Source organism: Pseudomonas sp. FP1762, from assembly GCF_030687105.1.
GTDB classification, from domain to species: domain Bacteria; phylum Pseudomonadota; class Gammaproteobacteria; order Pseudomonadales; family Pseudomonadaceae; genus Aquipseudomonas; species Aquipseudomonas siliginis.
Genome location: NZ_CP117458.1, coordinates 5,069,139 through 5,094,949, shown reverse-complemented (window position 1 = coordinate 5,094,949; position 25,811 = coordinate 5,069,139). Strand labels below are relative to the sequence as shown.

28 protein-coding genes are annotated in these 25,811 nt (G+C 59.8%); 22 read left to right on the top strand and 6 right to left on the bottom strand.

Going from position 1 to position 25,811, the window contains the following annotated elements; translation table 11 throughout:
* The first annotated feature begins 53 nt into the window (after positions 1-53).
* A complete protein-coding gene (locus tag PSH90_RS22730) occupies positions 54-374 on the top strand; it encodes a hypothetical protein (protein WP_016773114.1) in 321 nt (106 codons plus the stop codon).
* Here PSH90_RS22730 and PSH90_RS22725 read toward each other — a convergent pair.
* Positions 371-2,200 (bottom strand): hypothetical protein, encoded by a 1,830-nt coding sequence (locus PSH90_RS22725; RefSeq protein ID WP_305381554.1) that lies wholly within the window; start codon positions 2,198-2,200, stop codon positions 371-373. The two genes, PSH90_RS22730 and PSH90_RS22725, sit on opposite strands and share 4 nt — an antisense overlap.
* A 160-nt stretch (positions 2,201-2,360) precedes the next feature.
* On the opposite strand from PSH90_RS22725, the gene PSH90_RS22720 reads away from it, so the two are divergent.
* The 3 genes from PSH90_RS22720 (at position 2,361) to PSH90_RS22710 (ending at position 4,023) form a co-directional block, all read left to right on the top strand.
* Positions 2,361-2,849, top strand: coding sequence for a TIGR00645 family protein (locus PSH90_RS22720; RefSeq protein ID WP_016773116.1), 489 nt, complete (start codon positions 2,361-2,363; stop codon positions 2,847-2,849).
* A 130-nt stretch (positions 2,850-2,979) separates the two neighbouring features.
* Complete coding sequence (locus PSH90_RS22715; protein WP_305381553.1) at positions 2,980-3,285, top strand: DUF6482 family protein; 306 nt, start codon at positions 2,980-2,982, stop codon at positions 3,283-3,285.
* 120 nt (positions 3,286-3,405) lie between these two features.
* Positions 3,406-4,023: an FKBP-type peptidyl-prolyl cis-trans isomerase gene (locus PSH90_RS22710; protein ID WP_039761705.1), complete on the top strand. Its 618-nt coding sequence runs from the start codon at positions 3,406-3,408 to the stop codon at positions 4,021-4,023.
* A 139-nt stretch (positions 4,024-4,162) separates the two neighbouring features.
* Here the strand turns inward: PSH90_RS22710 and PSH90_RS22705 are convergent, their stop codons facing one another.
* The 3 genes from PSH90_RS22705 to PSH90_RS22695 form a co-directional block, all read right to left on the bottom strand.
* On the bottom strand, positions 4,163-4,420 hold the full coding sequence (locus PSH90_RS22705) for a hypothetical protein (RefSeq protein WP_016773118.1): 258 nt from the start codon (positions 4,418-4,420) through the stop codon (positions 4,163-4,165).
* Between the two features lie 204 nt (positions 4,421-4,624).
* Positions 4,625-4,966, bottom strand: coding sequence for a zinc ribbon domain-containing protein YjdM (locus PSH90_RS22700; RefSeq protein WP_016773119.1), 342 nt, complete (start codon positions 4,964-4,966; stop codon positions 4,625-4,627).
* A gap of 181 nt (positions 4,967-5,147) precedes the next feature.
* Complete coding sequence (locus tag PSH90_RS22695; RefSeq protein WP_016773120.1) at positions 5,148-6,116, bottom strand: polyprenyl synthetase family protein; 969 nt, start codon at positions 6,114-6,116, stop codon at positions 5,148-5,150.
* A gap of 241 nt (positions 6,117-6,357) precedes the next feature.
* On the opposite strand from PSH90_RS22695, the gene rplU reads away from it, so the two are divergent.
* The 5 genes from rplU (at position 6,358) to PSH90_RS22670 (ending at position 10,113) form a co-directional block, all read left to right on the top strand.
* Entirely contained in the window at positions 6,358-6,669 is a 312-nt protein-coding gene (gene rplU, locus PSH90_RS22690) for a 50S ribosomal protein L21 (RefSeq protein WP_007924746.1), read from the top strand.
* Positions 6,670-6,704: 35 nt separating this feature from the next.
* Complete coding sequence (gene rpmA, locus PSH90_RS22685; protein WP_016773121.1) at positions 6,705-6,962, top strand: 50S ribosomal protein L27; 258 nt, start codon at positions 6,705-6,707, stop codon at positions 6,960-6,962.
* Between the two features lie 193 nt (positions 6,963-7,155).
* Complete coding sequence (cgtA, locus tag PSH90_RS22680) at positions 7,156-8,379, top strand: Obg family GTPase CgtA (protein WP_016773122.1); 1,224 nt, start codon at positions 7,156-7,158, stop codon at positions 8,377-8,379.
* A 137-nt stretch (positions 8,380-8,516) separates the two neighbouring features.
* Positions 8,517-9,635 (top strand): glutamate 5-kinase, encoded by a 1,119-nt coding sequence (gene proB, locus PSH90_RS22675; RefSeq protein ID WP_039761700.1) that lies wholly within the window; start codon positions 8,517-8,519, stop codon positions 9,633-9,635.
* Between the two features lie 10 nt (positions 9,636-9,645).
* Positions 9,646-10,113, top strand: coding sequence for a CreA family protein (locus PSH90_RS22670; RefSeq protein ID WP_041477794.1), 468 nt, complete (start codon positions 9,646-9,648; stop codon positions 10,111-10,113).
* Positions 10,114-10,298: 185 nt separating this feature from the next.
* On the opposite strand, the gene rpsT is transcribed toward PSH90_RS22670, so the two are convergent.
* The gene (rpsT, locus tag PSH90_RS22665) at positions 10,299-10,571 is read right to left on the bottom strand and encodes a 30S ribosomal protein S20 (RefSeq protein WP_003228351.1); all 273 of its coding nucleotides are present in this window, start codon (positions 10,569-10,571) and stop codon (positions 10,299-10,301) included.
* Between the two features lie 252 nt (positions 10,572-10,823).
* Between rpsT and murJ the strand changes: the two genes are divergently transcribed.
* From murJ to ispH, 6 genes are all read left to right on the top strand, one after another.
* Positions 10,824-12,362: a murein biosynthesis integral membrane protein MurJ gene (gene murJ / locus PSH90_RS22660; RefSeq protein WP_305381552.1), complete on the top strand. Its 1,539-nt coding sequence runs from the start codon at positions 10,824-10,826 to the stop codon at positions 12,360-12,362.
* A 129-nt stretch (positions 12,363-12,491) separates the two neighbouring features.
* Positions 12,492-13,430 carry a bifunctional riboflavin kinase/FAD synthetase gene (gene ribF / locus PSH90_RS22655; RefSeq protein WP_016773125.1) on the top strand — a complete coding sequence of 313 codons (939 nt, stop codon included), beginning with the start codon at positions 12,492-12,494 and terminating at the stop codon, positions 13,428-13,430.
* A gap of 13 nt (positions 13,431-13,443) precedes the next feature.
* On the top strand, positions 13,444-16,275 hold the full coding sequence (gene ileS / locus PSH90_RS22650; RefSeq protein WP_056790497.1) for an isoleucine--tRNA ligase: 2,832 nt from the start codon (positions 13,444-13,446) through the stop codon (positions 16,273-16,275).
* Positions 16,268-16,780, top strand: a complete 513-nt coding sequence (gene lspA, locus PSH90_RS22645; protein WP_151551936.1) for a signal peptidase II — start codon at positions 16,268-16,270, stop codon at positions 16,778-16,780. The genes ileS and lspA overlap by 8 nt, the downstream gene beginning before the upstream one ends.
* Complete coding sequence (gene fkpB / locus PSH90_RS22640; protein WP_056790492.1) at positions 16,773-17,225, top strand: FKBP-type peptidyl-prolyl cis-trans isomerase; 453 nt, start codon at positions 16,773-16,775, stop codon at positions 17,223-17,225. Before lspA ends, fkpB begins: the two co-directional genes overlap by 8 nt.
* A 206-nt stretch (positions 17,226-17,431) precedes the next feature.
* Positions 17,432-18,376, top strand: a complete 945-nt coding sequence (gene ispH, locus PSH90_RS22635) for a 4-hydroxy-3-methylbut-2-enyl diphosphate reductase (protein WP_016773129.1) — start codon at positions 17,432-17,434, stop codon at positions 18,374-18,376.
* On the opposite strand, the gene PSH90_RS22630 is transcribed toward ispH, so the two are convergent.
* Positions 18,333-18,902, bottom strand: a complete 570-nt coding sequence (locus tag PSH90_RS22630; protein ID WP_256811038.1) for a GspH/FimT family protein — start codon at positions 18,900-18,902, stop codon at positions 18,333-18,335. The genes ispH and PSH90_RS22630 overlap by 44 nt on opposite strands.
* A gap of 130 nt (positions 18,903-19,032) precedes the next feature.
* Between PSH90_RS22630 and PSH90_RS22625 the strand changes: the two genes are divergently transcribed.
* The 7 genes from PSH90_RS22625 to thiO are packed head-to-tail and all read left to right on the top strand — an operon-like array spanning position 19,033 to position 25,803.
* A complete protein-coding gene (locus PSH90_RS22625; RefSeq protein WP_041477800.1) occupies positions 19,033-19,506 on the top strand; it encodes a GspH/FimT family pseudopilin in 474 nt (157 codons plus the stop codon).
* Positions 19,503-19,952: a type IV pilus modification protein PilV gene (gene pilV, locus PSH90_RS22620; protein WP_071173641.1), complete on the top strand. Its 450-nt coding sequence runs from the start codon at positions 19,503-19,505 to the stop codon at positions 19,950-19,952. Before PSH90_RS22625 ends, pilV begins: the two co-directional genes overlap by 4 nt.
* On the top strand, positions 19,949-20,662 hold the full coding sequence (locus tag PSH90_RS22615) for a PilW family protein (RefSeq protein WP_056790483.1): 714 nt from the start codon (positions 19,949-19,951) through the stop codon (positions 20,660-20,662). Before pilV ends, PSH90_RS22615 begins: the two co-directional genes overlap by 4 nt.
* A 10-nt stretch (positions 20,663-20,672) precedes the next feature.
* Positions 20,673-21,152: a PilX N-terminal domain-containing pilus assembly protein gene (locus tag PSH90_RS22610; protein ID WP_095181844.1), complete on the top strand. Its 480-nt coding sequence runs from the start codon at positions 20,673-20,675 to the stop codon at positions 21,150-21,152.
* The gene (locus tag PSH90_RS22605; RefSeq protein WP_305381551.1) at positions 21,139-24,228 is read left to right on the top strand and encodes a pilus assembly protein; all 3,090 of its coding nucleotides are present in this window, start codon (positions 21,139-21,141) and stop codon (positions 24,226-24,228) included. Before PSH90_RS22610 ends, PSH90_RS22605 begins: the two co-directional genes overlap by 14 nt.
* 15 nt (positions 24,229-24,243) lie before the next feature.
* Entirely contained in the window at positions 24,244-24,645 is a 402-nt protein-coding gene (locus PSH90_RS22600; protein WP_256811028.1) for a type IV pilin protein, read from the top strand.
* A 57-nt stretch (positions 24,646-24,702) separates the two neighbouring features.
* Positions 24,703-25,803 carry a glycine oxidase ThiO gene (thiO, locus tag PSH90_RS22595; protein WP_252878916.1) on the top strand — a complete coding sequence of 367 codons (1,101 nt, stop codon included), beginning with the start codon at positions 24,703-24,705 and terminating at the stop codon, positions 25,801-25,803.
* The last annotated feature ends 8 nt before the right edge of the window (positions 25,804-25,811 follow it).

The window sequence follows — 25,811 nt, the reverse complement described above, 5'->3', positions numbered from 1 at the left end:
CGAGCCAGTCCTCCCATGGGGGCTGAATACCGGCTTTACCGAGGGTCGCCGCCATGTCGCGCAACCTCTGTCTCACCCGTCAATGCCTGGGTCTGGTGACCCGGATCGAATGCGCCGTCAAGCCGCTGGCCGGCGACAACGGCATGTGGACGCTGCTCTTCGCGGCCGGCATGGCCGGCGAACAACCTTCCGCGATCAAAGCCCAAGGCCCTTTTCACGGCCCGGTCGCGGCCGAGTCGATTCTCGACACCATCGTTGAAAGCCTGACCTTGCATGGTTACGAACTGGCCGATGATCCGCAGATCTGGAGCCTGCACCTGCAAGCCCAGTTGCGGCAGATCAACGGCGGCCGTGGGCGCAGCCTCAACGGTTAAGGTGCTGACTGGTCGACCTGCGCCTTGTCGAGCTTGACCTCAAAACCGTATTGCACGGTGGCGAGGTCGGTGCGCTGATAGGTTTCCACGCGAGTCGGGCGACCGTAAAAATAGTGCACGCCGAGTAGCGCCGGGCCTTCTGCACTGGCGTCGTGGCTGACCGAAAGAATCTGCTTGAGGTAGTGGCCACTGTCGTCCTTGACGAAGAAACGCCATTCGTTGGCCGGGAAGGTTTTCAGGTCGACCACCAGCGTGCTGTCCTTGATCGCCAGGCCTTTGGGCAATGACTGCGCGTCGTAGGATTGCTTGGCCACCGTGGCCAGAAATAACGGCATCGAGCCCACGGCAATCGCCGGGGTTTCCGGAAACAGGTTCAGATCATATGTAATCGTCGCTTGCAGCGGATCGACCTGATACGCCTCGGGCGGCAGTTCGATCGGCTCGTCGAGTTTGCCGCCGCGCTTTTCCGTGAAGAAAGTCACCGGGCTGACGCCGGGATTGAGTTGGTCGCCAAGCAATTCGTCATTGAAGGTGCGGCGGTGGGAAAACTCGATACGCGCCGCGCTCGGCTCTTCCACCGATTGATGAATGCGCACGCCGGCCTTCAATTGTTCCTCGGTCAGGTCCGCGCCTTTGAGCCAGTTGGCGGCCAGATCGTCATACACCACAACTGGCAGATCCAGCGGCTGCACGGCTTTGGCCGTGGTGTGCGGATTGAAGGTGCGCACCGGCAGATCCAGGGATTTGCGCGTCACCGTTGCCGAGGAGAAGTCGAGCACGCTGACTTCCAGTGTGTCGATGGGGCCGTGGAAATACACCTTGTTGTAGCGGCGCGGGTGTTCTTTCTCGAAGGCTTGCTGTTCGTCGCTGAGCTGTTTTTCCAGGGTGTCGCTCCAGCTCTTCTGCTTCTGTAACTGCGTCAGTTGCTTCTGGTAAAACTCGACCTGCTCCGGGCTTTCGTTGATCGAACCGGCGCGCACCAGGTATTGGCCACTGGCGTCGCGGGCCTGGACGATCAGCGGATTGATCCGGGTTTCGGCGACTTCTGCCGCGAGCGGCAGGCTGTTGCTGACTTCGACCTCGGCGTAGTTTTTTTCCAGCTTGAGCAGTTTGACGCTGAGATTGTCGTTGCTGCGGGTCTGGCCGACGTCTTTCTGCGTCAGGTCGAAACTGTACAAGCGACGGGGCGCAATGACCTCGACCTGGCCTTGCAGGCTGACCGGTTGTGGCAGGCTTTTTTTGTCGACGTTGAGGCCATCGATGAACGGATAGGTCACCGTCAGGTCATCGGGGTTGGTCACGTTGGAGCTGGACGGGCTGAGCTGAATGCCCGGATCGGTTTCCGACCATTCCGGCTGCCAGGCGATCACCCGTTTGTTGCTCAACGTGACCGAATGCCATTCGATGCCGTGCGGGAACAGAAAACCGCCGGGAATGTTCAGGTTGAACGGGAATACCGGTTGCAGATCGGTCAGGTAATCCGAGCTGGCGTCCTTGTGCAGCACGAACAGGCCGTTGATGAACGTATCGACCAGCGCCTGCGGGGTAGGATAGTGCTTGAGCACGGCGAGGGCGTCGGCACCGTATTCGGTATGCGGGGTGATGTCGTCAAGCTTGAGCCTGGCCCGTTCGAGCAACAGCAGCGAACCGCCGAGTTCGGTGATGGCGTCCTTGAGCTTCGGATCGCTGATCGTGTCCAGTGACTGTTCGAAGGTGGCGGTCTTTTCGTCAAGGTTGGCGACTTGTTTTTCATCGCCGGGCGAGCAACCGCCGATGAGCAAGGCGAGGCAGATTCCGGCAGTCGTCAAGGCTGATCGCACATCCATTTCCACGCATCCTGTCCACTGTCATTGGGCTGTCAATGCTTTGGACACTAGCAGAAAAACTTTGTCACACACACGCAGGTGGCGGATTTTCCGGCGGTTTCTGGCTGTCACAGCGGGCTGTTATACTCGCCGCCATTTCCAGCCCCTTGTGTGAGAGTCAATGGAACGCTTTATCGAAAATGCAATGTACGCCACCCGCTGGCTGCTGGCGCCGATCTACATCGGCCTGTCCCTCGGTCTGCTGGCGCTGGCATTGAAGTTCTTCCAGGAAATCATCCATATCCTGCCCAACGTCTTCGCCATGGCTGAATCGGATCTGATTCTGGTGCTGCTGTCGCTGATCGACATGGCGCTGGTGGGCGGTCTGCTGGTAATGGTGATGATTTCCGGCTACGAGAACTTTGTCTCGCAACTGGACATCGACGAAGGCAAAGAGAAGCTCAGCTGGCTGGGCACCATGGACTCGTCGTCGCTGAAGATGAAAGTCGCGGCGTCGATCGTGGCGATTTCCTCGATCCATTTGCTGCGTATCTTCATGGACGCCAAGAACGTCGATCCCGAGCATTTGATGTGGTACGTGATCATTCACATGACTTTTGTGGTATCCGCATTTGCCATGGGTTACCTGGACAAGGTCACCAAGCACTGATCAGCCGATCAAGGCAAAAAAACCGCCCGTCTGTTGCGAAACAGACGGGCGGTTTCGTTTGTGGCTTGTGCTTTCAAGCGCAGCGGCCTATGCCTGTAACGGTGCGATTCGCCATGTGTGAGGTGCTTCCATGAACCTGCAAGAGTTGAACGCGTTTGCTGTTGCCAAAAAGGTCGATGAGTTGAACCTGATCTCGATGGAGGGTGGCATTTACCTGTTGGAAGCGAGGATGCATGGAGCGGCGTATCCGTTGAGCGATCTCAAGGGCAATATGCTGACGCTGCGCTCAGTGGAGCACGCGCGGGATCTGCTGCATGCCTTTCCGGTACTGCCCTTCAATCTTGTGCACACCTCGGTCCACGACGAAATGTGTGGCCTGGTCGGTGACCTCGATGAAAGCCTGAAAGTGCCGCTCGCCTGGCGCTCGGCCCTGTAGCCCCGGCCCCAAGTCCGGGGTATCTGTGCTAGTCTGCTCGCCCTTTTGGTTCCGGGCGCGCCGGGACGCGCTGTGCACGCACGGCAAGTCCTGTGGCCGTCCGCACAGCGGAGCAGTGTCATGTCCGAAGTAAATCTGTCCACCGACGAAACCCGCGTCAGCTACGGTATCGGCCGTCAACTCGGCGACCAGCTGCGCGACAACCCGCCACCGGGTGTCAGCCTGGACGCGATCCTGGCCGGTCTGACCGACGCTTTCGCCGGCAAGCCAAGCCGTGTTGGCCAGGAAGAAATGTCCGCCAGCTTCAAGGTGATCCGCGAGATCATGCAAGCCGAAGCAGCGGCCAAGGCTGAAGCCGCGGCTGGCGAAGGCCTGGCCTTCCTCGCCGAAAACGCCAAGCGTGACGGCATCACCACCCTGGCTTCCGGCCTGCAATTCGAAGTGCTGACTCAGGGCGAAGGCGCCAAGCCGACCCGTGAAGACCAGGTACGTACGCATTACCACGGCACCCTGATCGACGGCACTGTGTTCGACAGCTCCTACGAGCGCGGCCAGCCTGCAGAATTCCCGGTTGGCGGCGTGATCGCTGGTTGGACCGAAGCCCTGCAACTGATGAATGCCGGCAGCAAATGGCGCCTGTACGTGCCGAGCGAACTGGCTTACGGCGCACAAGGCGTGGGCAGCATCCCGCCGCACAGCGTTCTAGTATTCGACGTCGAGCTGCTGGACGTTCTGTAATACCGAGCCTGCCTAGATGGCGGGCTAAAAAATGTGGGAGCGAGCTCGCTCGCGAAGGCGGTTTTTCAGTCGACTCATTCGTTGACTGATTTATCGCTTTCGCGAGCAAGCTCGCTCCCACAGGTTTTTTTAATGCTGCTCATATTTCGATCTTGTTGTGCAGCTCATTGGTCGGGCGCAACGCCCGGGCATAGCAGAACAGGAACAGATTGCGCACCAGCTCCTTGAGTACCAGCGGCTCGCTGGAATTGAGGCTGCTGACGTCCAGATCACCTTGATCCTGCAGCTCATGCAAGGCTTCTTCTTCAAGCACCGCACAGACTTCGCCGGTTTCCCGATGGAGGATTCTGAGGTACGGGTGTGGGCGATCCAGCCAGGCGTCGATCAAATAAGTCATGGGTCTCATCTCCTTGAAAGGTTTCAATGAGAATAATTCTTATTCATTAAATAGCAAGTGCCTATTGGCGGATCGTGGATTTTTCCGGGTAAAGGTTGTGTCAGGTCAAAATGGCTGGCTGATGGCCATGCGCGAATTCATTGAGCTGGAGCGGGGAGGGCAAAGCTCCATCCCACGACTGGCGCGGGATGGCTGACGCAAGGCTCAGACTTTTCTGACGAACTCGGATTTGAGCTTCATCGGGCCGATGCCGTCGATCTTGCAGTCGATGTCATGATCGCCGTCGCACAGGCGGATGTTCTTGACCTTGGTGCCGACCTTGACCACCAGCGACGTGCCTTTGACCTTGAGGTCCTTGATCACGGTGATGGTGTCGCCGTCCTGCAGGACGTTGCCGACCGAATCTTTCTTCACGGCATCATCGGCCGCCACTTCGGCTTCGCCGCTGGCAGACCACTCGTGGGCGCACTCGGGGCAGACCAGTTGGGTGCCGTCTTCGTAGGTGTATTCGGAATTGCATTTCGGGCAGGGTGGCAACGTGCTCACTAAGGTTCCTTGGGTATCAGGAGGACTAAAGGGCGCACATTGTATAGGGTTTTACGCGGAGGAGGGCATAGCGCAGAAACAACTGTGGGAGCGAGCCTGCTCGCGAAAGCGCTGTGTCAGTCAACATTGAGTCGATTGGCAGATTGCTTTCGCGAGCAGGCTCGCTCCCACAGGGGATGAATCAGTGCGTGCGGGCGACCGCGAACTCGCTCAGTTCCACCAGCGCATCGCGGTATTCGCTGGCCGGCAGCGCCTCCAGGCACTTGATCGCGCGGGCCACGTAATCGCGGGCCAGTTGCGCGGTGTACTCCAGCGAGCCGGACGCTTCGACGGCGATGCGGATGCTTTCCAGGTCTTCGATCCCGCCTTTCTGGATCGCCTGACGCACCAGTGCCGCCTGCTCGGCTGTACCTTCGCGCATGGTGTAGATCAGCGGCAGGGTTGGCTTGCCTTCGGCCAGATCGTCGCCGACGTTCTTGCCCAGGGTTTCCGCGTCGCCTTTATAGTCGAGCAAGTCATCAACCAGCTGGAACGCCACACCCAGGTGATCGCCGAACGTGCGCAGGGCTTCACTCTGCTCGGCGGTCGCGCCAGCCAGGGCGGCGGCGCTGTGGGTCGAGGCTTCGAAGAGCATCGCGGTCTTGCCGCGGATGACTTCCATGTAGGTTTCTTCGCTGGTGCTGGCGTCACGCACCTTGGACAGCTGCAACACTTCGCCTTCAGCGATGATGCGCGTGGCCTGGGAGAGAATCTTCATCACCGGCATCGAGCCCAGTTCGACCATCATTTCGAACGAGCGCGAATACAGGAAGTCGCCGACCAGCACGCTCGGGGCATTGCCCCACATGGCGTTGGCGGTCGAGCGGCCACGGCGCATGCCGGACATGTCGACGACGTCGTCATGCAGCAAGGTCGCGGTGTGCAGGAATTCGATGGTGGCGGCCAGCAGGCGCATGTCGTCGCCTTCGCGACCCAGGGCCTTGCCACACAGCAACACTAATAAAGGACGCAGGCGTTTGCCGCCGGCCGACGTGATGTAATCGCCGATTTTCGATACCAGCGGCACTCGAGACGTCAGCTGCTTCTTGATGATGCCGTCGACGGCGCTAAAATCGTCCGCCACCGCGCGGTAGAAAGCTTGGGGTTGCATCAGCGAGAGTCGCTCCAGAAGGGTTGCGCGGCATGCTAGGACCCCCGTCCAGACCTGTCAAGGCGCGATGGACGGCCACTTGCGCGAGGCAGATTGCTTGCGTACAATCGCGCACCCTGAACTTCCTGGGCAGCACCTGCCTTACGCAATTGCACTTGGGCCGTTCCAGCCCCATGCAGCCATGCCAGCCAATACCTCTTCTTATAAAGAGCTGGGTGAGCAGGATTATCGGAGAAATACCATGTACGCAGTAATCGTTACCGGCGGTAAGCAATACAAGGTCGCTGAAGGTGAATACCTGAAGATCGAAAAACTGGAAATCGCTACTGGCGAATCCGTGACTTTTGATCGCGTTCTGCTGGTCGCCAACGGCGACGACGTGAACATCGGCGCACCAGTTGTTGCTGGCGCAACCGTCAAGGCTGAAGTGATCTCCCAAGGTCGTCACGATAAAGTCCGCATCATCAAGTTCCGTCGCCGTAAGCACCACATGAAGCGTATGGGCCACCGCCAGTGGTTCACCGAGATCAAAATCACCGGTATTCAGGCTTAATTACAGCCTAATTCCTCACTAGGAGAATTGAACTCATGGCACACAAAAAAGCTGGTGGTAGTACCCGTAACGGTCGCGACTCAGAAGCCAAACGCCTTGGCGTGAAGATGTATGGCGGCCAGGTCATCAAGGCCGGCAACATCATCGTGCGTCAGCGCGGCACCCAATTCCACGCTGGCTACGGCGTTGGCATGGGCAAGGATCACACTCTCTTCGCTAAAATCGAAGGCGTGATCAAGTTCGAAGTAAAGGGCGCCTTCGGTCGTCGTTACGTGAGCGTAATCGCGGCTTAATCGCGAGATCGCTGGAGAAGCCCTGTCTTGCGACGGGGCTTTTTCGTTTGTGGGGTGAGTCTCTTGCAAAGCTGTTTGTATGGGCTGTCGGCGTGCGATGCAGGTCGTGTCTTGGGGTCGCTGCGCTCATTTTTGCAAGAGTCTTATGTCTTGATTGTTTTTCGGCTCGTCCGTACGGCGAGAGGCGTTGGTTATGAAGTTTGTTGATGAAGTATCGATTCGCGTAAAGGCCGGTGACGGTGGCAACGGTGCCATGAGTTTCCGTCGGGAAAAATTCATTGAAAACGGCGGCCCGAACGGCGGTGATGGCGGTGACGGCGGTTCCATCTACATGATGGCCGACGAAAACCTCAATACCCTGGTCGACTACCGTTACACCCGTCACTTCGATGCCGAGCGTGGCTCCAACGGTGGCAGCACCGACTGCACCGGCAAGAAGGGCGAAGACCTGATCCTGCGCGTGCCGGTCGGCACTACCGTGATCGACTCCGCCACCCAGGAGGTCATCGGCGACCTGACCAAGGCTGGTCAGAAACTGATGGTAGTGCAGGGCGGCTGGCACGGTCTGGGCAACACCCGTTTCAAATCCAGTACCAACCGTGCACCGCGTCAGACCACGCCAGGCAAGCCGGGCGAGCAGCGCGACCTGAAGCTGGAAATGAAAGTGCTGGCCGATGTCGGTCTGCTGGGCTTGCCGAACGCCGGTAAAAGTACCTTTATCCGTTCGGTCTCGGCCGCCAAGCCGAAAGTCGCCGACTACCCGTTCACCACACTGGTGCCGAACCTGGGTGTGGTCAGTGTCGATCGCTGGAAAAGCTTCGTCATTGCCGACATTCCGGGTCTGATCGAAGGCGCTTCCGACGGTGCCGGCCTGGGCATTCGCTTCCTCAAGCACCTGGCGCGTACGCGTCTGCTGCTGCACCTCGTCGACATGGCGCCGCTGGATGATTCCAGTGCTCCGGACGCAGCTGAAGTGATCGTCAACGAGCTGATCAAGTTCAGCCCGTCGCTGGCCGAGCGTGATCGCTGGCTGGTGCTGAACAAGTGCGATCAGATCCTTGAAGAAGAGCACGATGCTCGCGTCAAGGAAATCGTCGATCGCCTGGAATGGACTGGTCCGGTGTACGTGATCTCGGCCATCGCCAAGATCGGTACCGAGCGTCTGTGCCACGACATCATGCGTTACATGGAAGACCGTGCCGATCGCCTCGCCGCAGACCCTGCGTACAAGGAAGAGCTGGCCGATCTCGATCAGCGCATCGAAGACGAAGCCCGTGCGCAGTTGCAGGCGCTGGACGACAAGCGTGCCCTGCGTCGCAGTGGCGTGAAGTCGGTCCATGACATCGGCGACGATGACTGGGACGAAGAAGATGTGGATGACGAAGACGGTCCGGAAATCATTTACGTGCGTGACTGATCCGTTGCGATAAACTTGAACGCCGCTCAATCGAGCGGCGTTTTAGTATCCGGAAATCGATCGTTGGTCAGCAATCGCCACGATTAACGTCACGGGCAGTGCCAGGTCGCGCTGCCCTCAAGCTAAGGTTGAAGATGATGCGGAGCAAGGTGACAGGTGCGCAGCGTTGGGTCGTGAAGATCGGCAGCGCTTTGCTGACAGCTGACGGCAAAGGGCTGGATCGCGCGGCAATGAGTGTCTGGGTCGAGCAGATGGTGGCGCTGCATGAGGCGGGCGTCGAGCTGGTGCTGGTGTCCTCCGGGGCGGTGGCGGCCGGCATGAGTCGCTTGGGCTGGACCGCACGACCCAGTGCCATGCACGAGCTCCAGGCGGCCGCTGCAATCGGTCAGATGGGGTTGGTGCAGGCGTGGGAGTCGAGCTTCGCCGAGCATGGCCGGCACACTGCGCAGATTCTCCTCACCCACGACGACCTGTCCGACCGCAAGCGCTACCTGAATGCCCGCAGTACCTTGCGTGCACTGGTCGAGCTGAAGGTCATTCCGGTGATCAACGAAAACGACACTGTGGTCACCGATGAAATCCGTTTCGGCGACAACGACACGCTGGCGGCGCTGGTGGCCAATCTGGTCGAGGCCGATCTGCTGGTGATCCTCACTGATCGCGACGGCATGTTCGACGCCGATCCGCGCAACAATCCCGATGCGCAGCTGATTTATGAAGCGCGCGCCGATGATCCGACGCTCGATGCGGTTGCAGGTGGTACCGGCGGTGCGCTGGGGCGCGGTGGCATGCAGACCAAGTTGCGTGCGGCACGCCTGGCAGCGCGTTCCGGTGCGCACACCATCATCGTTGGCGGGCGGCTTGAGCGTGTGCTTGATCGTCTCAAGGCGGGCGAGCGCATCGGCACGCTGCTATCCCCTGAGCGTGGCATGCTCGCGGCGCGCAAGCAGTGGCTGGCCGGGCACCTGCAAACCCGTGGCACCCTGGTGCTGGATGAGGGGGCGGTGTCGGCGTTGTCCAAGGGCAACAAAAGTCTGCTGCCGGTGGGGGTGAAACTGGTTCAAGGCAGTTTCCGTCGCGGTGAGATGGTCGTCTGTGTGGCGCCGGACGGTCGGGAGATTGCGCGGGGTCTGGCCAATTACAGCGCCCTGGAAGCGCAAAAAATCATCGGTCAGTCGTCGGATGCGATTGTCGGTTTGCTCGGTTACATGGCGGAGCCGGAACTGGTTCACCGTGACAACCTGATTCTGGTCTAAGGAAAATTCGATGCGTGTAGCGAAAGGGTTGTTGGGCCTGCTGATGGCCATGCCGTTGCTGGTCTCGGCCGAGGAAATCGGTCAGGTGTCGACGGTGTTCAAGTTTGTCGGGCCGAATGACCGGATCGTGGTCGAGGCCTTCGACGATCCGAAAGTCGAGGGCGTGACCTGCTACCTGTCGCGTGCCAAGACGGGCGGAGTGAAGGGTGGTCTCGGTCTGGCCGAGGATCGTGCCGAAGCCTCGATTGCCTGTCGTCAGGTCGGGCCGATCAAGTTCAAGGGTGAGTTGAAGGACGGCGACGAGGTGTTCAAGGAGCGCACCTCGCTGGTGTTCAAGACCATGCAGGTGGTGCGTTTCCTCGACAAGAAGCGCAACACGCTGGTGTATCTGGTCTACAGCGATCGCTTGATCGAGGGCAGTCCGCAGAATGCCGTGACGGCGATCCCGATCCTGCCGTGGGTGCCGGTCCAGCAATAAGCGCCACCAATCCGAACTGTGGGAGCGAGCCTGCTCGCGAAGAGGTCATGTCGGTCGATAGAAATATCAACTGGCAGATCGCATTCGCAAGCAGGCTCGCTCCCACACTTTTTTTGCCTGTAGCTTGTTAAATCACGGGCAATAAAAAACCGACCCTGAGGTCGGTTTTTTAATGACTACGTCGATTAAGCGGCTTCTTTCAGCGCTTTGACGTGGCCATTCAGACGGCTCTTATGACGAGCAGCCTTGTTCTTGTGGATGATGCCTTTATCGGCCATACGGTCGATAACTGGCACAGCCAGAACGTATGCAGCTTGAGCTTTTTCAGCGTCTTTTGCGTCGATGGCCTTAACTACATTCTTGATGTAGGTACGAACCATGGAACGCAGGCTGGCGTTGTGGCTGCGACGCTTCTCAGCCTGTTTTGCACGTTTTTTGGCGGAAGGTGAGTTGGCCACCGTCGAGCTCCTCGAAAGACTTTTTAGGAAATAGCAAACAAAATAGGCCGCGAATCATGCCGATGAAGACTTGTCTTGTCAAGGGCACTTGAATCGTTCCGCTAAGTGGTAGGTATAAAGAGGCGGGATATTTATTTCCGGCGCTTGACCTGTAAACTCGCGAGCTTTGGCTCTGTGCTGTTGCGGCGCGGAGTATCGCACAAGTAGGCGCATTGTTCGCCTGCTGTTTATCGACAGGCACAAACTCTCTCAATGAATCTGCTCAAATCGTTGGCCGCCGTCAGCTCTATCACGATGCTTTCCCGGATTCTGGGTTTCGTTCGTGACACGCTGATCGCGCGGACATTCGGCGCCGGGATGGCCACGGATGCCTTCTTTATTGCGTTCAAACTGCCCAACCTGCTGCGGCGCATTTTCGCCGAGGGGGCGTTTTCCCAGGCGTTCGTGCCGATCCTTGCCGAATATAAAAGCCAGCAGGGCGAAGAGGCGACGCGCACCTTTATTGCCTATGTGTCGGGCCTGCTGACGCTGGTGTTGGCGGTGGTGACGGCGCTGGGCATGATCGCTGCGCCCTGGGTGATCTGGGCCACAGCGCCCGGTTTTACCGATACCCCGGAAAAATTCCAGCTCACCTCCGATCTGTTGCGGGTGACCTTTCCTTATATATTGCTGATCTCGCTGTCGTCGCTGGCCGGCGCGATTCTGAATACCTGGAACCGCTTCTCGGTGCCGGCCTTCGTACCGACTCTGCTCAACGTCAGCATGATCGTGTTTTCGCTGTTCCTCACGCCGTATTTCGATCCACCGGTCATGGCTCTTGGCTGGGCGGTGTTGGTCGGCGGTCTGGCGCAGTTGCTGTATCAGCTGCCGCACCTGAAAAAGATCGGCATGCTGGTGCTGCCACGCCTGAACCTGCGCGACAGCGGCGTTTGGCGGGTGATGAAGCAGATGCTGCCGGCGATTCTCGGCGTGTCGGTCAGTCAGATTTCATTGATCATCAACACCATCTTCGCCTCGTTTCTGGTCGCAGGTTCAGTGTCGTGGATGTATTACGCCGACCGTTTGATGGAATTGCCGTCGGGCGTATTGGGCGTGGCGCTCGGCACGATTCTGCTGCCGACACTGGCCAAGACCTACGCCAGCAAGGATCGCCACGAATACTCGCGCATCCTCGATTGGGGGCTGCGCCTGTGCTTTGTGCTGGTGCTGCCGTGCGCGCTGGCACTGGGGATTCTTGCCGAGCCGCTGACTGTTTCGTTGTTCCAGTACGGTCAGTTCAGTGGCTTTGATGCCGAGATGACCCAGCGCGCGCTGATTGCCTATTCGGTCGGCCTGCTCGGGATTATCGTGATCAAAGTGCTGGCGCCGGGCTTTTATGCGCAACAGAACATTCGCACCCCGGTGAAAATCGCAATTTTCACGCTGGTCTGCACGCAGTTGTTCAACCTGGCGCTGATCGGGCCGCTGGCCCACGCCGGCCTTGCCTTGGCGATCAGTGCCGGTGCTTGCCTGAACGCCGGGCTGCTGTTCTACCAACTGCGCAAGCAAAAGATGTATCAACCGCAACCGGGCTGGGGCAAATTCGGCTTCAAGCTGGTCGTTGCGGTGACCGTGATGTCGGCGGTCTTGCTGGCCGGCATACATTTCATGCCCGCCTGGGATGAGGGCCATATGCTTGAGCGCTTCTTGCGCCTGGGCGCGCTGGTGGTTGCTGGCGTGGTGGCGTATTTCGGTATGTTGTTGCTGTTGGGTTTCCGCCTGCGCGACTTCAATCGCAGGGCCTTGAGCTGAGGTTTCAGCCTTCATGAGCAGGCATGGGCCGGCGGTTTTGTCGGCTCGTTCACTTTGCGTTACGGTGTTGCCTGTCGTCGGCCGTCGGGTGTGGTTATAATCGACCACTTTATGAGCAAGAAGCGCGTTATGCAGCTGGTTCGAGGCCTCCACAACTTGCGCCCCCAGCATCGGGGCTGCGTCGCCACTATTGGCAACTTTGACGGTGTTCACCGTGGTCACCAGGCTATCCTGGCCCGGCTGCGTGAGCGTGCGCTCGAGTTGGGCGTACCCAGCTGCGTGGTGATTTTCGAGCCGCAGCCGCGGGAGTTCTTTGCTCCCGACACCGCACCGGCACGTCTGGCGCGGTTGCGCGACAAGCTGCAGTTACTGGCCGCTGAAGGCGTCGACCGGGTCTTGTGCCTGGCTTTCAACCAACGGCTGAGCAAGCTCAGCGCCAGTGAGTTCGTCGATACCATTCTGGTCGATGGCCTTGGCGTGCAGCATCTGGAGGTCGGTGATGATTTCCGTTTCGGTTGCGACCGCCTCGGCGATTTCGATTTTCTGATGCAGGCCGGGCAGGTTCACGGTTTCACCGTCGAAGCGGCGCAAACCGTCGAGCTGGACGGCATTCGCGTCAGCAGCACGCAGGTGCGCAACGCCTTGGCTGCGGCGGATTTTGCCTTGGCCGAACGCTTGCTCGGCCGTCCGTACCGCATCGCCGGTCGCGTGCTGCATGGTCAGAAACTGGCCCGGCAACTGGGCACGCCCACTGCCAACATTCAACTCAAGCGTCGTCGCGTGCCGTTTACCGGGGTGTATCTGGTGAATGTCGACATCGACGGCAAGACCTGGCCCGGCGTCGCCAATATCGGCGTGCGCCCCACGGTGCAAGGAGATGGCAAAGCCCACCTCGAGGTCCATCTGTTAGATTTTGCCGGCGATCTGTATGACCGGCGTTTGACGGTGGTTTTCCACCAAAAGCTGCGTGAAGAGCAGCGCTTCGCCTCTCTGGAGGCATTGAAAACGGCGATCAATGCGGATGTCGCCACCGCCCGTGCACTAGCCGCACCTAGCGCCCATCGCTAATGAAGAGCCTTAAATGACCGACTATAAAGCCACGCTAAACCTTCCGGACACCGCCTTCCCAATGAAGGCCGGCCTGCCACAGCGCGAACCGCAGATCCTGCAGCGCTGGGACAGTATTGGCCTGTACGGAAAGTTGCGCGAGATTGGCAAGGATCGTCCGAAGTTCGTCCTGCACGACGGCCCTCCGTACGCCAACGGCACGATCCACATCGGTCACGCACTGAACAAGATTCTCAAGGACATGATCATCCGCTCGAAAACCCTGTCGGGTTTCGACGCGCCGTACGTCCCGGGCTGGGACTGCCACGGCCTGCCGATCGAGCACAAGGTGGAAGTGACCCACGGCAAGAACCTCGGCGCGGATAAGACCCGCGAGCTGTGCCGTGCCTACGCCACCGAGCAGATCGAAGGGCAGAAGTCCGAGTTCATCCGTCTCGGCGTGCTGGGCGACTTCGCCAACCCGTACAAGACCATGGATTTCAAGAACGAGGCCGGTGAAATCCGCGCCCTCGCCGAAATCGTCAAGGGCGGTTTTGTCTTCAAGGGCCTCAAGCCAGTGAACTGGTGCTTCGATTGCGGTTCGGCTCTGGCTGAAGCGGAAGTCGAGTACGAGAACAAGAAGTCCTCGACCATCGACGTTGCGTTCCCGATCGCCGACGAAGCCAAACTGGCTGCGGCCTTCGGTCTGGCCTCGCTGAGCAAACCTGCTGCGATCGTGATCTGGACCACCACCCCGTGGACCATCCCGGCCAACCAGGCGCTGAACGTGCACCCTGAATTCAACTACGCCCTGGTCGATATCGGCGACAAGCTGCTGGTGCTGGCTGAAGAGCTGGTCGAAGCCTGCCTGGCGCGCTATGGCGTGGAAGGTTCGGTCATCGCCACCACCACCGGTAAAGAGCTGGAGCTGATCAACTTCCGTCACCCGTTCTACGATCGTCTGTCGCCGGTGTACCTGGCTGACTACGTCGAACTGGGTGCAGGCACCGGCGTGGTTCACTCCGCCCCGGCCTATGGCGTGGACGACTTCGTGACCTGCAAGAAATACGGCATGGTCAACGACGACATCCTCAACCCGGTACAGAGCAACGGCGTGTACGTGCCGTCGCTGGAATTCTTCGGTGGCCAGTTCATCTGGAAGGCCAACCCGGCCATCGTCGAAAAACTGACCGAAGTCGGTGCGCTGATGCACACCACCGTCATCGAACACAGCTACATGCACTGCTGGCGCCACAAGACCCCGCTGATCTACCGCGCTACTGCGCAGTGGTTCATCGGCATGGACAAGGAGCCAACCAGCGGCGACACCCTGCGCGTGCGCTCGCTCAAAGCCATCGAAGACACCAAGTTCGTTCCGGCCTGGGGCCAGGCGCGCCTGCACTCGATGATCGCCAATCGTCCGGACTGGTGCATCTCGCGTCAGCGCAACTGGGGCGTGCCGATCCCGTTCTTCCTCAACAAGGAAAGCGGCGAGCTGCACCCACGTACCGTCGAGCTGATGGAAGAAGTCGCCAAACGCGTTGAAGTCGAAGGCATCGAAGCCTGGTTCAAACTCGACGCCGCCGAACTGCTGGGCGATGAAGCGCCGCAATACGACAAGATCAGCGACACCCTCGACGTCTGGTTCGACTCCGGCACCACGCACTGGCACGTCCTGCGCGGATCGCACCCGATGGGCCACGAGAGCGGCCCGCGTGCCGACCTGTACCTGGAAGGTTCCGACCAGCACCGTGGCTGGTTCCACTCCTCGTTGCTGACCGGTTGCGCCATCGACAACCACGCACCGTACCGCGAACTGCTGACGCACGGCTTCACCGTCGACGAGTCCGGCCGCAAGATGTCCAAGTCGCTGAAAAACGTGATTGAGCCGAAGAAGATCAACGATACGCTGGGCGCCGACATCATGCGTCTTTGGGTCGCGTCGACCGACTACTCTGGCGAAATCGCTGTGTCGGATCAGATCCTGACCCGCAGCGCCGATGCCTATCGTCGTATCCGTAACACCGCGCGCTTCCTGCTTTCCAACCTGACCGGTTTCAATCCGGCCACCGATCTGCTGCCGGCAGAAGACATGCTGGCGCTGGATCGCTGGGCGGTGGATCGCACGCTGTTGCTGCAACGCGAGTTGCAAGAGCATTACGGCGAATATCGTTTCTGGAACGTGTACTCGAAGATCCACAACTTCTGCGTGCAGGAGCTGGGCGGTTTCTACCTCGACATCATCAAGGACCGCCAGTACACCACCGGCGCCGACAGCAAGGCCCGTCGCTCGTGCCAGACCGCGCTGTTCCACATCTCTGAAGCGCTGGTGCGCTGGATCGCGCCGATCCTCGCCTTCACTGCCGACGAGCTGTGGCAATACCTGCCGGGCGAGCGTAACGAGTCGGTCATGCTCAACACCTGGTACGAAGGCCTGACCGAGCTGCCGGAAGGCTTCGAGCTGGGTCGCGCCTACTGGGATCGCATCATGGAAGTGAAAGTCGCGGTCAACAAAGAGATGGAAATCCAGCGTGCGGCGAAAGCCGTCGGTGGCAACCTGCAGGCCGAAGTGACGCTGTTTGCCGAAGAGGCGCTGAGCGCCGATCTGGCCAAGCTGAGCAACGAGCTGCGCTTTGTCCTGATCACCTCGACTGCCAGCGTCGCGCCATTCGTTCAGGCTCCGGCCGATGCAGTGGCCACCGAAGTCAGCGGTCTGAAACTGAAGATCGTCAAATCGGCGTTCCCGAAATGCGCGCGGTGCTGGCATTGCCGCGAAGACGTCGGCGTGAATCCGGAACATCCGGAAATCTGCGGGCGTTGCGTCGACAACATCAGCGGTGCTGGCGAGGTTCGTCACTATGCCTGATGCCATTGGCCGTTTCGGACGGCTGAGCTGGCTGTGGTTGAGCCTGCTGGTCCTGGTCATTGACCAGGCCAGCAAGTTCTACTTCGAAAGCAAGCTCGAAATGTTCCAGCAGATCGTGATCATTCCCGATCTGTTCAGCTGGACCCTGGCCTACAACACTGGCGCTGCCTTCAGCTTCCTCGCCGACAGCTCCGGCTGGCAGCGCTGGCTGTTTGCGCTGATCGCCATTGTCGTCAGTGCGGTGCTGGTGGTCTGGCTCAAGCGTTTGGGTCGCAACGACACCTGGCTGGCCGTCGCCCTGGCACTGGTGCTGGGTGGCGCGCTGGGCAACCTGTATGACCGCATTGCCCTGGGCCATGTGATCGACTTCATTCTGGTGCACTGGCAGAACCGCTGGTATTTCCCGGCGTTCAACATTGCCGACAGCGCGATCACCGTTGGCGCGATCATGCTGGCACTGGACATGTTCAAATCGAAGAAAACCGAAGAGGCTGCTCATGACTGAACCGCAATCGACTGAGCAACGCATCGGCCAGAACACCGAAGTCACCCTGCACTTTGCCTTGCGCCTGGAAAACGGTGACACCGTCGACAGTACCTTCGACAAGGCCCCGGCGACCTTCAAGGTCGGCGATGGCAACCTGCTGCCGGGTTTCGAAGCCGCACTGTTTGGCTTCAAGGCCGGCGACAGGCGCACAGTGACCGTTGAGCCGGAAAACGCTTTCGGACAGCCAAACCCGCAGAACGTGCAGACCATCCCGCGTTCGCAGTTCAACGACATGGAGTTGTCGCCGGGTCTGCTGGTGATCTTCAACGATGCGGCCAATACTGAATTGCCAGGAGTGGTGAAGGAATTCGATGACACGCAAGTGACCGTCGACTTCAACCACCCGCTGGCGGGCAAGACGCTGACCTTTGACGTGGAAATCATTTCCGTCAAAGCGATCTAAAAATGCAGGAGTGAGCTTCTGTGGCGAGGGGATTCATCCCCGCTGGGGTGCGAAGCGCCCCCAGACCAGTCAACGGATTCTGAGATAAGTCCGTTGAAGGTCTGCGACTGCTACGCAGCCGAGCGGGGATGATTCCCCTCGCCACAACAAGCAGGTCTCCACAGTCTGTTTTCCATTGTTTTCGCGCGCAAGACACGAGGCACAGCATGCAAATCAAACTCGCCAACCCCCGTGGCTTCTGCGCCGGTGTGGACCGGGCGATCGAAATCGTCAACCGCGCCCTGGAAGTCTTCGGGCCGCCGATCTATGTGCGTCATGAAGTGGTGCACAACAAGTTCGTCGTCGAAGACCTGCGCAGCCGTGGCGCGATTTTCGTCGAAGAGCTCGATCAGGTACCCGATGACGTGATCGTCATCTTCAGCGCCCACGGTGTTTCCCAAGCCGTGCGCAACGAAGCTGCAGGTCGTGGCCTGAAAGTCTTCGATGCAACCTGCCCGCTGGTGACCAAGGTGCACATCGAAGTCGCCAAATACAGCCGCGACGGTCGCGAGTGCATCCTGATCGGCCACGCCGGTCACCCGGAAGTCGAAGGCACCATGGGCCAGTACGATGCCAGCAACGGCGGCGCGATCTACCTCGTCGAAGACGAAAAGGACGTGGCCGCATTGCAGGTACGCGATCCGGAAAGACTCGCCTTCGTCACCCAGACAACCTTGTCGATGGACGACACCAGTCGCGTTATCGATGCCCTGCGCACGCGCTTCCCGGCCATCGGTGGTCCGCGCAAGGATGACATCTGCTACGCCACACAAAACCGCCAGGACGCCGTCAAGCAACTGGCCGACGAGTGCGACGTGGTGCTGGTGGTCGGCAGCCCGAACAGTTCCAACTCCAACCGTCTGCGTGAACTGGCTGAGCGTATGGCGACTCCGGCCTACCTGATCGACGGTGCCGAGGACCTGCAACAGAGCTGGTTCGACGGCGTCGAGCGTATTGGCATTACCGCTGGCGCGTCCGCACCGGAAGTGCTGGTCCGGGGCGTGATCCAGCAATTGCAGGCCTGGGGCGCGACCGGTGCCGACGAGCTGGCTGGCCGTGAGGAGAACATCACGTTCTCGATGCCGAAAGAGCTGCGCGTCCGTTCGATCTGACGCTTCTGCCTTTGTCGCACAGCGCCTGTTCGGTCTCCTGACTGCCCAGGCGCACGCGACCGGTCGCCGCCAGCACGATCTGCCGCTGGCTGACCGGTTCGCGCGGCGAGCAGATGTGTATTGTCCCCGCCTGAAATCGCCGTCCCGGCATCAGCGGCTGTCCCAGATGACTGAACCGCACGTAGCGGCTCACCCACCAATTGCCGACAATCGCCACCTTCGCCTCACTGGCGCGTTCAACCAGCAGCGGATTGCTGCTGTCCTCCGGCCCTTTGCCGCTAAGATCCAGAATGATTCGCCAACCCTGACTCCAGTCGCCGTCAATGCCATGGATCACCACACTTTGATTGTGGGTCATAGCCAGGGTGCGAGCATGGCGGATACCTTCGAGCAGCGACTGCGCTGCGTGGTCGCGCTGAGTCGCTTGCTTGAGCGCGGCGAACGCCGGGCTGACCAGCAGCAGAACAATTGCGCCAATCGCCAGTCCGATAAGCAGTTCAATCAGGCTGAAACCGTGTTGCGGCATGAAAAATCCCTCCGTGGAATGGTATGAGCAGCGCAATCCGTGCGCCGCGCAGGGCAAATCAGTCGGCGCGTGCCGAGCGAATGTTCTAGCGTGTAAAAGCAGGTATAGCCGACGGCAACGGAGGGCACCGATGGATCTTCGTACAAAAGGTTTCACGCTGGTCGAGTTGCTGGTCGCCATTGCGGTGTTCCTGATACTGATCACGCTGGCGGTGCCGGCCTTTACCCGTACGATCCAGAGCAGCAAGGCGGATACCGAAGTCGGCGACTTGCAGCGGGCAATCAATTTCGCTCGCCTCGAGGCAATCAACCGCGGCGTCACGACACGTCTGCGTCCGACCGCTGGCGGCAGTGTCTGGACCGGTGAGCTGGCGGTCTACGACAGTACTGGCAATCCGGCCAATGTGTTGCGGGTTGTTCCAGCAATGAGCAGTGGCGCGACTCTGACGCTACCCTCAGGAGTGACCGCACTGGATTTCAACAATCTCGGCGGTCTGGCGGCACCGTCGACGGCGGTGGTCATCGGTTACACGCTGGGCACGCAAAGCAGGACGCTGAACGTGTGTTTGAACGGACGCATTCAATTGGGTGGAAATTGCGGATGAGGGCAGGGAGCAAAAACGCACAGGAGGGCATGACGCTGATCGAAGTGCTGGTCGCGTTGCTGATTCTTACCGTCGGGCTGTTGGGCGCAGCGGCGGTGCAGCTCAATGCGCTGAAGTACACCGACAGTTCGCGGATGACCAGTCAGGCCAGTTTCATCGCCTATGACATGATGGATCGCATCCGCGCCAATTCCGGCGCCAACTACACCGTCACGCCACCGACCTCGGGCAATCTGAGTAATGCGCGGGATCAGGATCTCTACGATTTCACCACCAACATCGCCAACTTCGGCGGCCCGACCGCGACGGGCAGCATCACCCTCAATCAGCGGGTCTACACCATCACCATTACCTGGAGCGATGCGCGCGCGGCGAACGCTGCCAGTGCACAGCGCAGTTTCGTGCTGAGCAGCCGGGCGGCGGTCGATCCGGTGGCCACACCATGAAGTACGCCAGCCGTGGTTTCGGCCTGATTGAGCTGCTGATTGCCCTGGCTTTGGGGCTGATCGTCGTGCTCGGCGTGGTACAGATTTTCATCGCCGCAAAAAACACTTACGTCAGTCAGAACAGCGCCGCAGCGATGCAGGAAGATGCGCGCTTCGTTCTCAGCAAAATGATTCAGGAAATCCGTATGGTCGGCATGTTCGGCTGCCTCGGCACCATCGTCGACTCCAGTTCTGCAGGGGATTTCAACACCGCGCAACTCATCCCGATCAACTGGGATAACGCCAGTCTCAAGCTGACCATGGTCACCGCCGATGTCGGCAGCGGCGGGGGAACGCCGACCTGGACGGTGATTTCCGATTGTCGCAACAGCGCGGTCGCCTACAGCGGATTGCGCAGCCCGACCACGGGGCAGATCGCGTTCCCGATCCGGCGCCTGATCTACAGCTTCAGCAATAACCAGATCCTCATGGGCACTGGCAGCGGCAATCCGGCGCAGCAAGTGCTGGTGAACAACGTCAGCGCCTTCAACGTCACATTCGGTCTGGCCAGCTCCGCGACCGACGTCGCAGCTTCAACGTACAGCAGCAACCCCGGCGATCCGGCGCGCATCCGCAGCGTGCGCCTGAGCCTGACCCTCACCGACCCGAACAATCGGGTGCGCAATCAAACCTTCAACGTGGTTGCGGCATTGCGCAACCGCTTGCCATGAGGGGGCGGCGATGAGGATTTCCTTGCAACAACGTCAGGCCCAGCGCGGCATGGTCCTGTTGGTGAGCCTGGTGTTTCTGCTGTTGCTCACATTGATCGGTTTGTCCTCGATGCAGAGCGCCAACCTGCAAGAGAAAATGGCCGGCAGCGTAAGCCTGCGCAATCAATCGTTTCAGGCTGCGGAAGCGGCGTTGCGTATCGGCGAAAGTGCGGTGCAGCTGGACAGTTACTCGTTGGCGGTGTGCAGCGGCACGACCCAATGTCTGCCGCCGGCGGAGTCGTCAGTGGTCAGCTCGGCCGGCTTCAATTCGACCTCCGGGGTGACCTGGATCGCCGCCGGTAATGGCTTTTATGGCGTGCAGAACATCGGCACGACCCTGACGGCGGTGAACGTGCCGAGTAACACTTCGGCGACGTTGTATCGAGTCACTGCGGTCGGCATCGCCGGCAATTCGCGTAGCGTGGTGGAGAGTGTCTATGCGAAGTATTGAGCGCGGCCTGTCGCTGCTGATCGGCATGCTGCTGAGTTGCTACCTGGCGGCACCGGCCTGGGCTTTCACGCCTTCCGATTCGCCATTGCTGAGCGCGGCTGCGGTGGCGCCCAACGTGATGCTGCTGATCGATGACTCGGGGAGTATGAACAGCATCATCTACGCCGCCGGATTCGACCCGAACGTCAACCGCACTCCCGCCCGGCAGTGCAATGCCTTCCTCGGCTTGTGCTCTGCACTCAATGCGCCGCAGATTACTGGCGACACAGTGTTTCTATCGAGCCTGCCGACTTCCGGGTGCTCGGGAGGCGCCTATGCGTTCTACAACAACAGCGTGGCGCCGTTGTGCCTCAAGCTCCCCGACCCGGTAGGCAACGAGAGCACTCGGTATTCCGCCGATTACATTTCCTACATAGTCAGCCTCGCCAACAGCACCGGCACCCGCGACTTCACTACGGGGGCGATTCCCAACGATTACCGGATGAACGTGGCGCGCAACGTTTCCACCGCACTGGTGAGCAGCAACCGCACTTTGCGCATGGGCCTGTCGACATTCAATCCGGCGACCAGCAGCAACCCGGGCAACGGCGGTTTCATCGCCCGCTCGATCACCGATTTGTCACCCGTCGCGGGCAGCGTCACCCAGGCCCAGGCAGACACCAACTACAACGCGCTGATTTCATCGATCAACGGCTTGAACGCCGTGGCCAACACTCCGTTGGCCGAGAGCTACTACGAAGTCACGCGCTACATGCGTGGCTTGGCGCCTTACTACAACGGCACACCGGCGAGCTATACCAGTCCGATTCAATACCGCTGCCAGAAAAACTACGGCGTGGTGATTACCGATGGCTTGCCAACCTATGACCGTACCTTCCCGACCAACGATCCGCTGGGAGGCAGCCGGCTACCGAACTGGGATGGCGTGAATAACGATGGCGACAACCTCAACGGTGACGGTGAAGGCGACACGCTTTATCTGGATGACATCGCCAAATTCGCCTTCGACATCGACATGCGTTCGACCGGTACTGACGCAGCAGGCAAGAGCTGGAACGCGGTGGATTTTCCCCGGCAGAACATGAACACCTACACCGTGGGTTTCGCGGCGGATAACGACATGTTGTCCGACGCCGCCAGTTACGGGCAGGGCAGGTACTACCAGGCGACCGACAGCTCCGGGCTCAATGCGGCGTTATCGTCGGCATTGAGCGATATCACTTCCAAGGCCGGCTCCGGTGGTGCCGGCGTCGCCAGCAGCAGCACCTTGAGCAGTGGCAGCAGTTTTTACCAGACCACTTACGATCCCAAGGATTGGCGGGGCACGATCAGGTCGTTCGGCTTTACCTCGACCGGCACGGTAAATACCTCGGCGGCGCAATGGTCGACCGACACCACCATCGTGCCCTCTGCCACAGCGCCGACTTTCCAGTCATGGAACACCTTGAGCAACACGCCTATTGCCCTGGCACTCCTCAACTTTTCCCCGGCGCAGCAGACTACGCTGAATCAGGGGTTGCCCGCCGGAATCAACGGTAATGATCTGGTGGAGTGGAGCAAAGGGACCAACAGGGCCGGGCTCAAAGTGCGCACTGCGCTGCTGGGCGACATCATCAATTCGCCGCTGGTGCTCGCGTCGCCTTCGGACAAGACCGCATCCGATCTGACGGGTGACAGCAGTTACACCAACTACCTGACCACCAAGGCTGCGAACATGAATGCCAGTCTGGTGGTGAACGCCAACGACGGTTTCGTCAACGTGATCAATTCGGCGAACGGCACCCGCCGTTATGCCTACATCCCCTCCAGCGTGCTGCCTTCGTTGCGGCTGATTGCGGATACCAATTACGTCAACGGCGTCAGCCACAAGTTTCTCGTGGACGGTCAGGTCGGCGTGTTCGATGCGCAGGCCGGCACCACCTGGAGAACGCTGGCCATTGGCGGAACGGGGGCCGGTGGTAAAACCTTCTACGGACTGCAACTGTTCGATGCCTCGGCAGGCAACGTGATCAAGGCACTGTGGGAAGTCAGTGCGCCGGCTACGGCCAATGCGTCGAATGCTTTCAATGATCTGGGTTACGCCTACGCCCGTCCGGAAGTCGCACGCTTGGCCAATGGTCGCTGGGCGACATTCATCGCCAATGGTTACGGCAGCAATTCGGGGGTTGCAGCGTTGTATGTGCTGGATGCGCTGGATGGTTCGCTGATCAGGAAAATCGTCATCGACAGCACGGAAACCACTAACGGTCTGTCTTCGGTAAAACTCAGGGTCAATTCCTCGAACGTAGTGCAGGCTGCCTACGCTGGTGACCTGAAGGGGCGTATGTGGAAATTCGACTTGAGCGCACCCGGGGCAGAAAGCTGGGGCGTGGCGTTTGCCGGCAAGCCATTGTTCACCGCCCCGGGCGGGGCAACGCAGCCGATCACCGCGCAACCGCTGCTGGCGGATAATCCGCAGGGCGGCAAGCAGGTGTTCTTTGGCACCGGCAAGTTCAACGAGACTGCCGACAAGACCAACAAGGATCTGCAGGCGTTCTATTCGATCTGGGATGCGGAAGGAGGCTCAGGGCAAATCACCGTTAGCAGCTTGCAGGCACAGGCGATTACCGGCTCGTTCTCCGGCAGTTCCGGGCAGTTTCTGACCACCAGCCAGAATGAAACGACGTATCCGGCAGAGAAAGGGTGGTATCTGCCGCTGGCGTATAACAACGTGCTGACCGGTGAACGCGTGATCAATCAGGCCAGTATTGTATTGGGGCGAGTTGTTTTCACCACTGCCAGCGTCGATACCACCGACCCTTGTTCGAGTTTTGGTACGGGCCGACTGGTCGAACTCGATGCGTTCAACGGTAAGATGCTCAACTACGCCGTGATCGACACCAACGGTGACCGTTTGGTCGATGGCACTGACACGATATCAAGTGGCGTGGTATTCACCGGTGGCATTCCGACCCTTAACGTTATTTCCGCGGGTGGTACGGGAAAGGTCGTGACCGAGACCAGTGGCGTCATCACCACCGTTGTGGAAAAAGGTGGCGGCGGCAGCCGTCGTATCATGTGGCGACAAATCCAGTAAGCGAGAGTTTGAGGCATGCGCAGAACCAGCCGAGGTTTTACCCTGATCGAGATCATGATCGTCATCGCGATTATCGGGATCATCCTCACCATCAGCATTCCCAGCTACAACGAATACGTGAAGAAGGGCCGTCGCGCCGAAGTGGTCTCGCTGCTCTCGGAGCAGGCGCAGACCCTCGAACGCTTCTACACCCGCAACAATGTCTACACCGGCGTCACCGGACTGAGCACGGGCAATGATTTCTATACCATCACCCCGACGCTGACCGACCAGACCTTTGTGCTCACCGCGATTCGTAAAACCGGCTCGGCCATGGCCACCGACAAATGCGGTGATTTCACCCTGACCAACACCGGCGTGCGAAGCATGAACAACGCGACTACCGGTGTGACCGCCAAGGATTGCTGGGGCCGCTGACGCATTCTTTTTCGGGCGCCTTTTGCGCCCACTGTCTTTTTTACGGTTGGATCAAACATGACCAGGCAACAGCAAGTGGTGATTGTCGGCGGCGGGGTGATTGGCCTGCTCACTGCCTACAATCTCGCCTCCGAAGTGCGCAGCGTGGTGCTGCTGGATCGCTCGAATGTCGGCCAGGAATCGTCCTGGGCTGGCGGCGGCATCGTCTCGCCGTTATACCCGTGGCGCTACAGTCCGGCAGTCACCGCGCTGGCGCATTGGTCGCAGGATTTTTATCCACAGCTCGGCGAGCGCTTGTTTGCTGACACTGGGGTTGATCCTGAAGTGCACACCACTGGTCTGTATTGGTTGGATCTGGACGATGAAGCCGCAGCCATGGCCTGGGCCGCGCGGGAAAATCGGCCGCTGCGGGCTGTGGATATCTCGGCGGCACATGACGCGGTGCCGGTGCTCGGCAGCGGTTTCAGCCGAGCGATCTACATGGCCGATGTCGCCAACGTGCGCAATCCACGGCTGGTCAAATCGCTGAAAGCCGCGCTGCTGGCGCTGCCGAACGTGACGATTCACGAGCAATGCGAAGTCAGTGGTTTCGTCCGCGAGGACGAGCGCGTGGTTGGCGTGCAAACCTCCACTGGGGTGATGAGCGGCGACGAGTTTGTGCTGACGGCGGGGGCGTGGAGCGGCGATCTGCTCAAGACGCTGAACCTGACGCTGCCGGTCGAACCGGTCAAAGGCCAGATGATTCTCTACAAGTGCGCGGCTGATTTCCTGCCGAGCATGGTGCTGGCCAAGGGACGTTATGCGATCCCGCGTCGCGACGGTCACATTCTGATCGGCAGCACGCTGGAGCACGAAGGTTACGACAAGACCCCGACCGATTTAGCGCTGCAAAGCCTCAAGGCCTCGGCGATCGAATTGTTGCCGGCGCTGGCGGACGCCGAAGTGGTCGGGCACTGGGCCGGGCTGCGGCCGGGGTCGCCGGAAGGGGTTCCCTTTATTGGCCGGGTGCCGGGGTTCGAGGGGTTGTGGCTGAACTGCGGGCATTACCGCAACGGGCTGGTGCTCGCGCCGGCGTCATGCCAGTTGTTTGCCGATGTCATGCTGGGGCGAGCGCCGATCATTGATCCGGCGCCGTATGCGCCTGAGGGCCGGATTTAGTCAGAGGC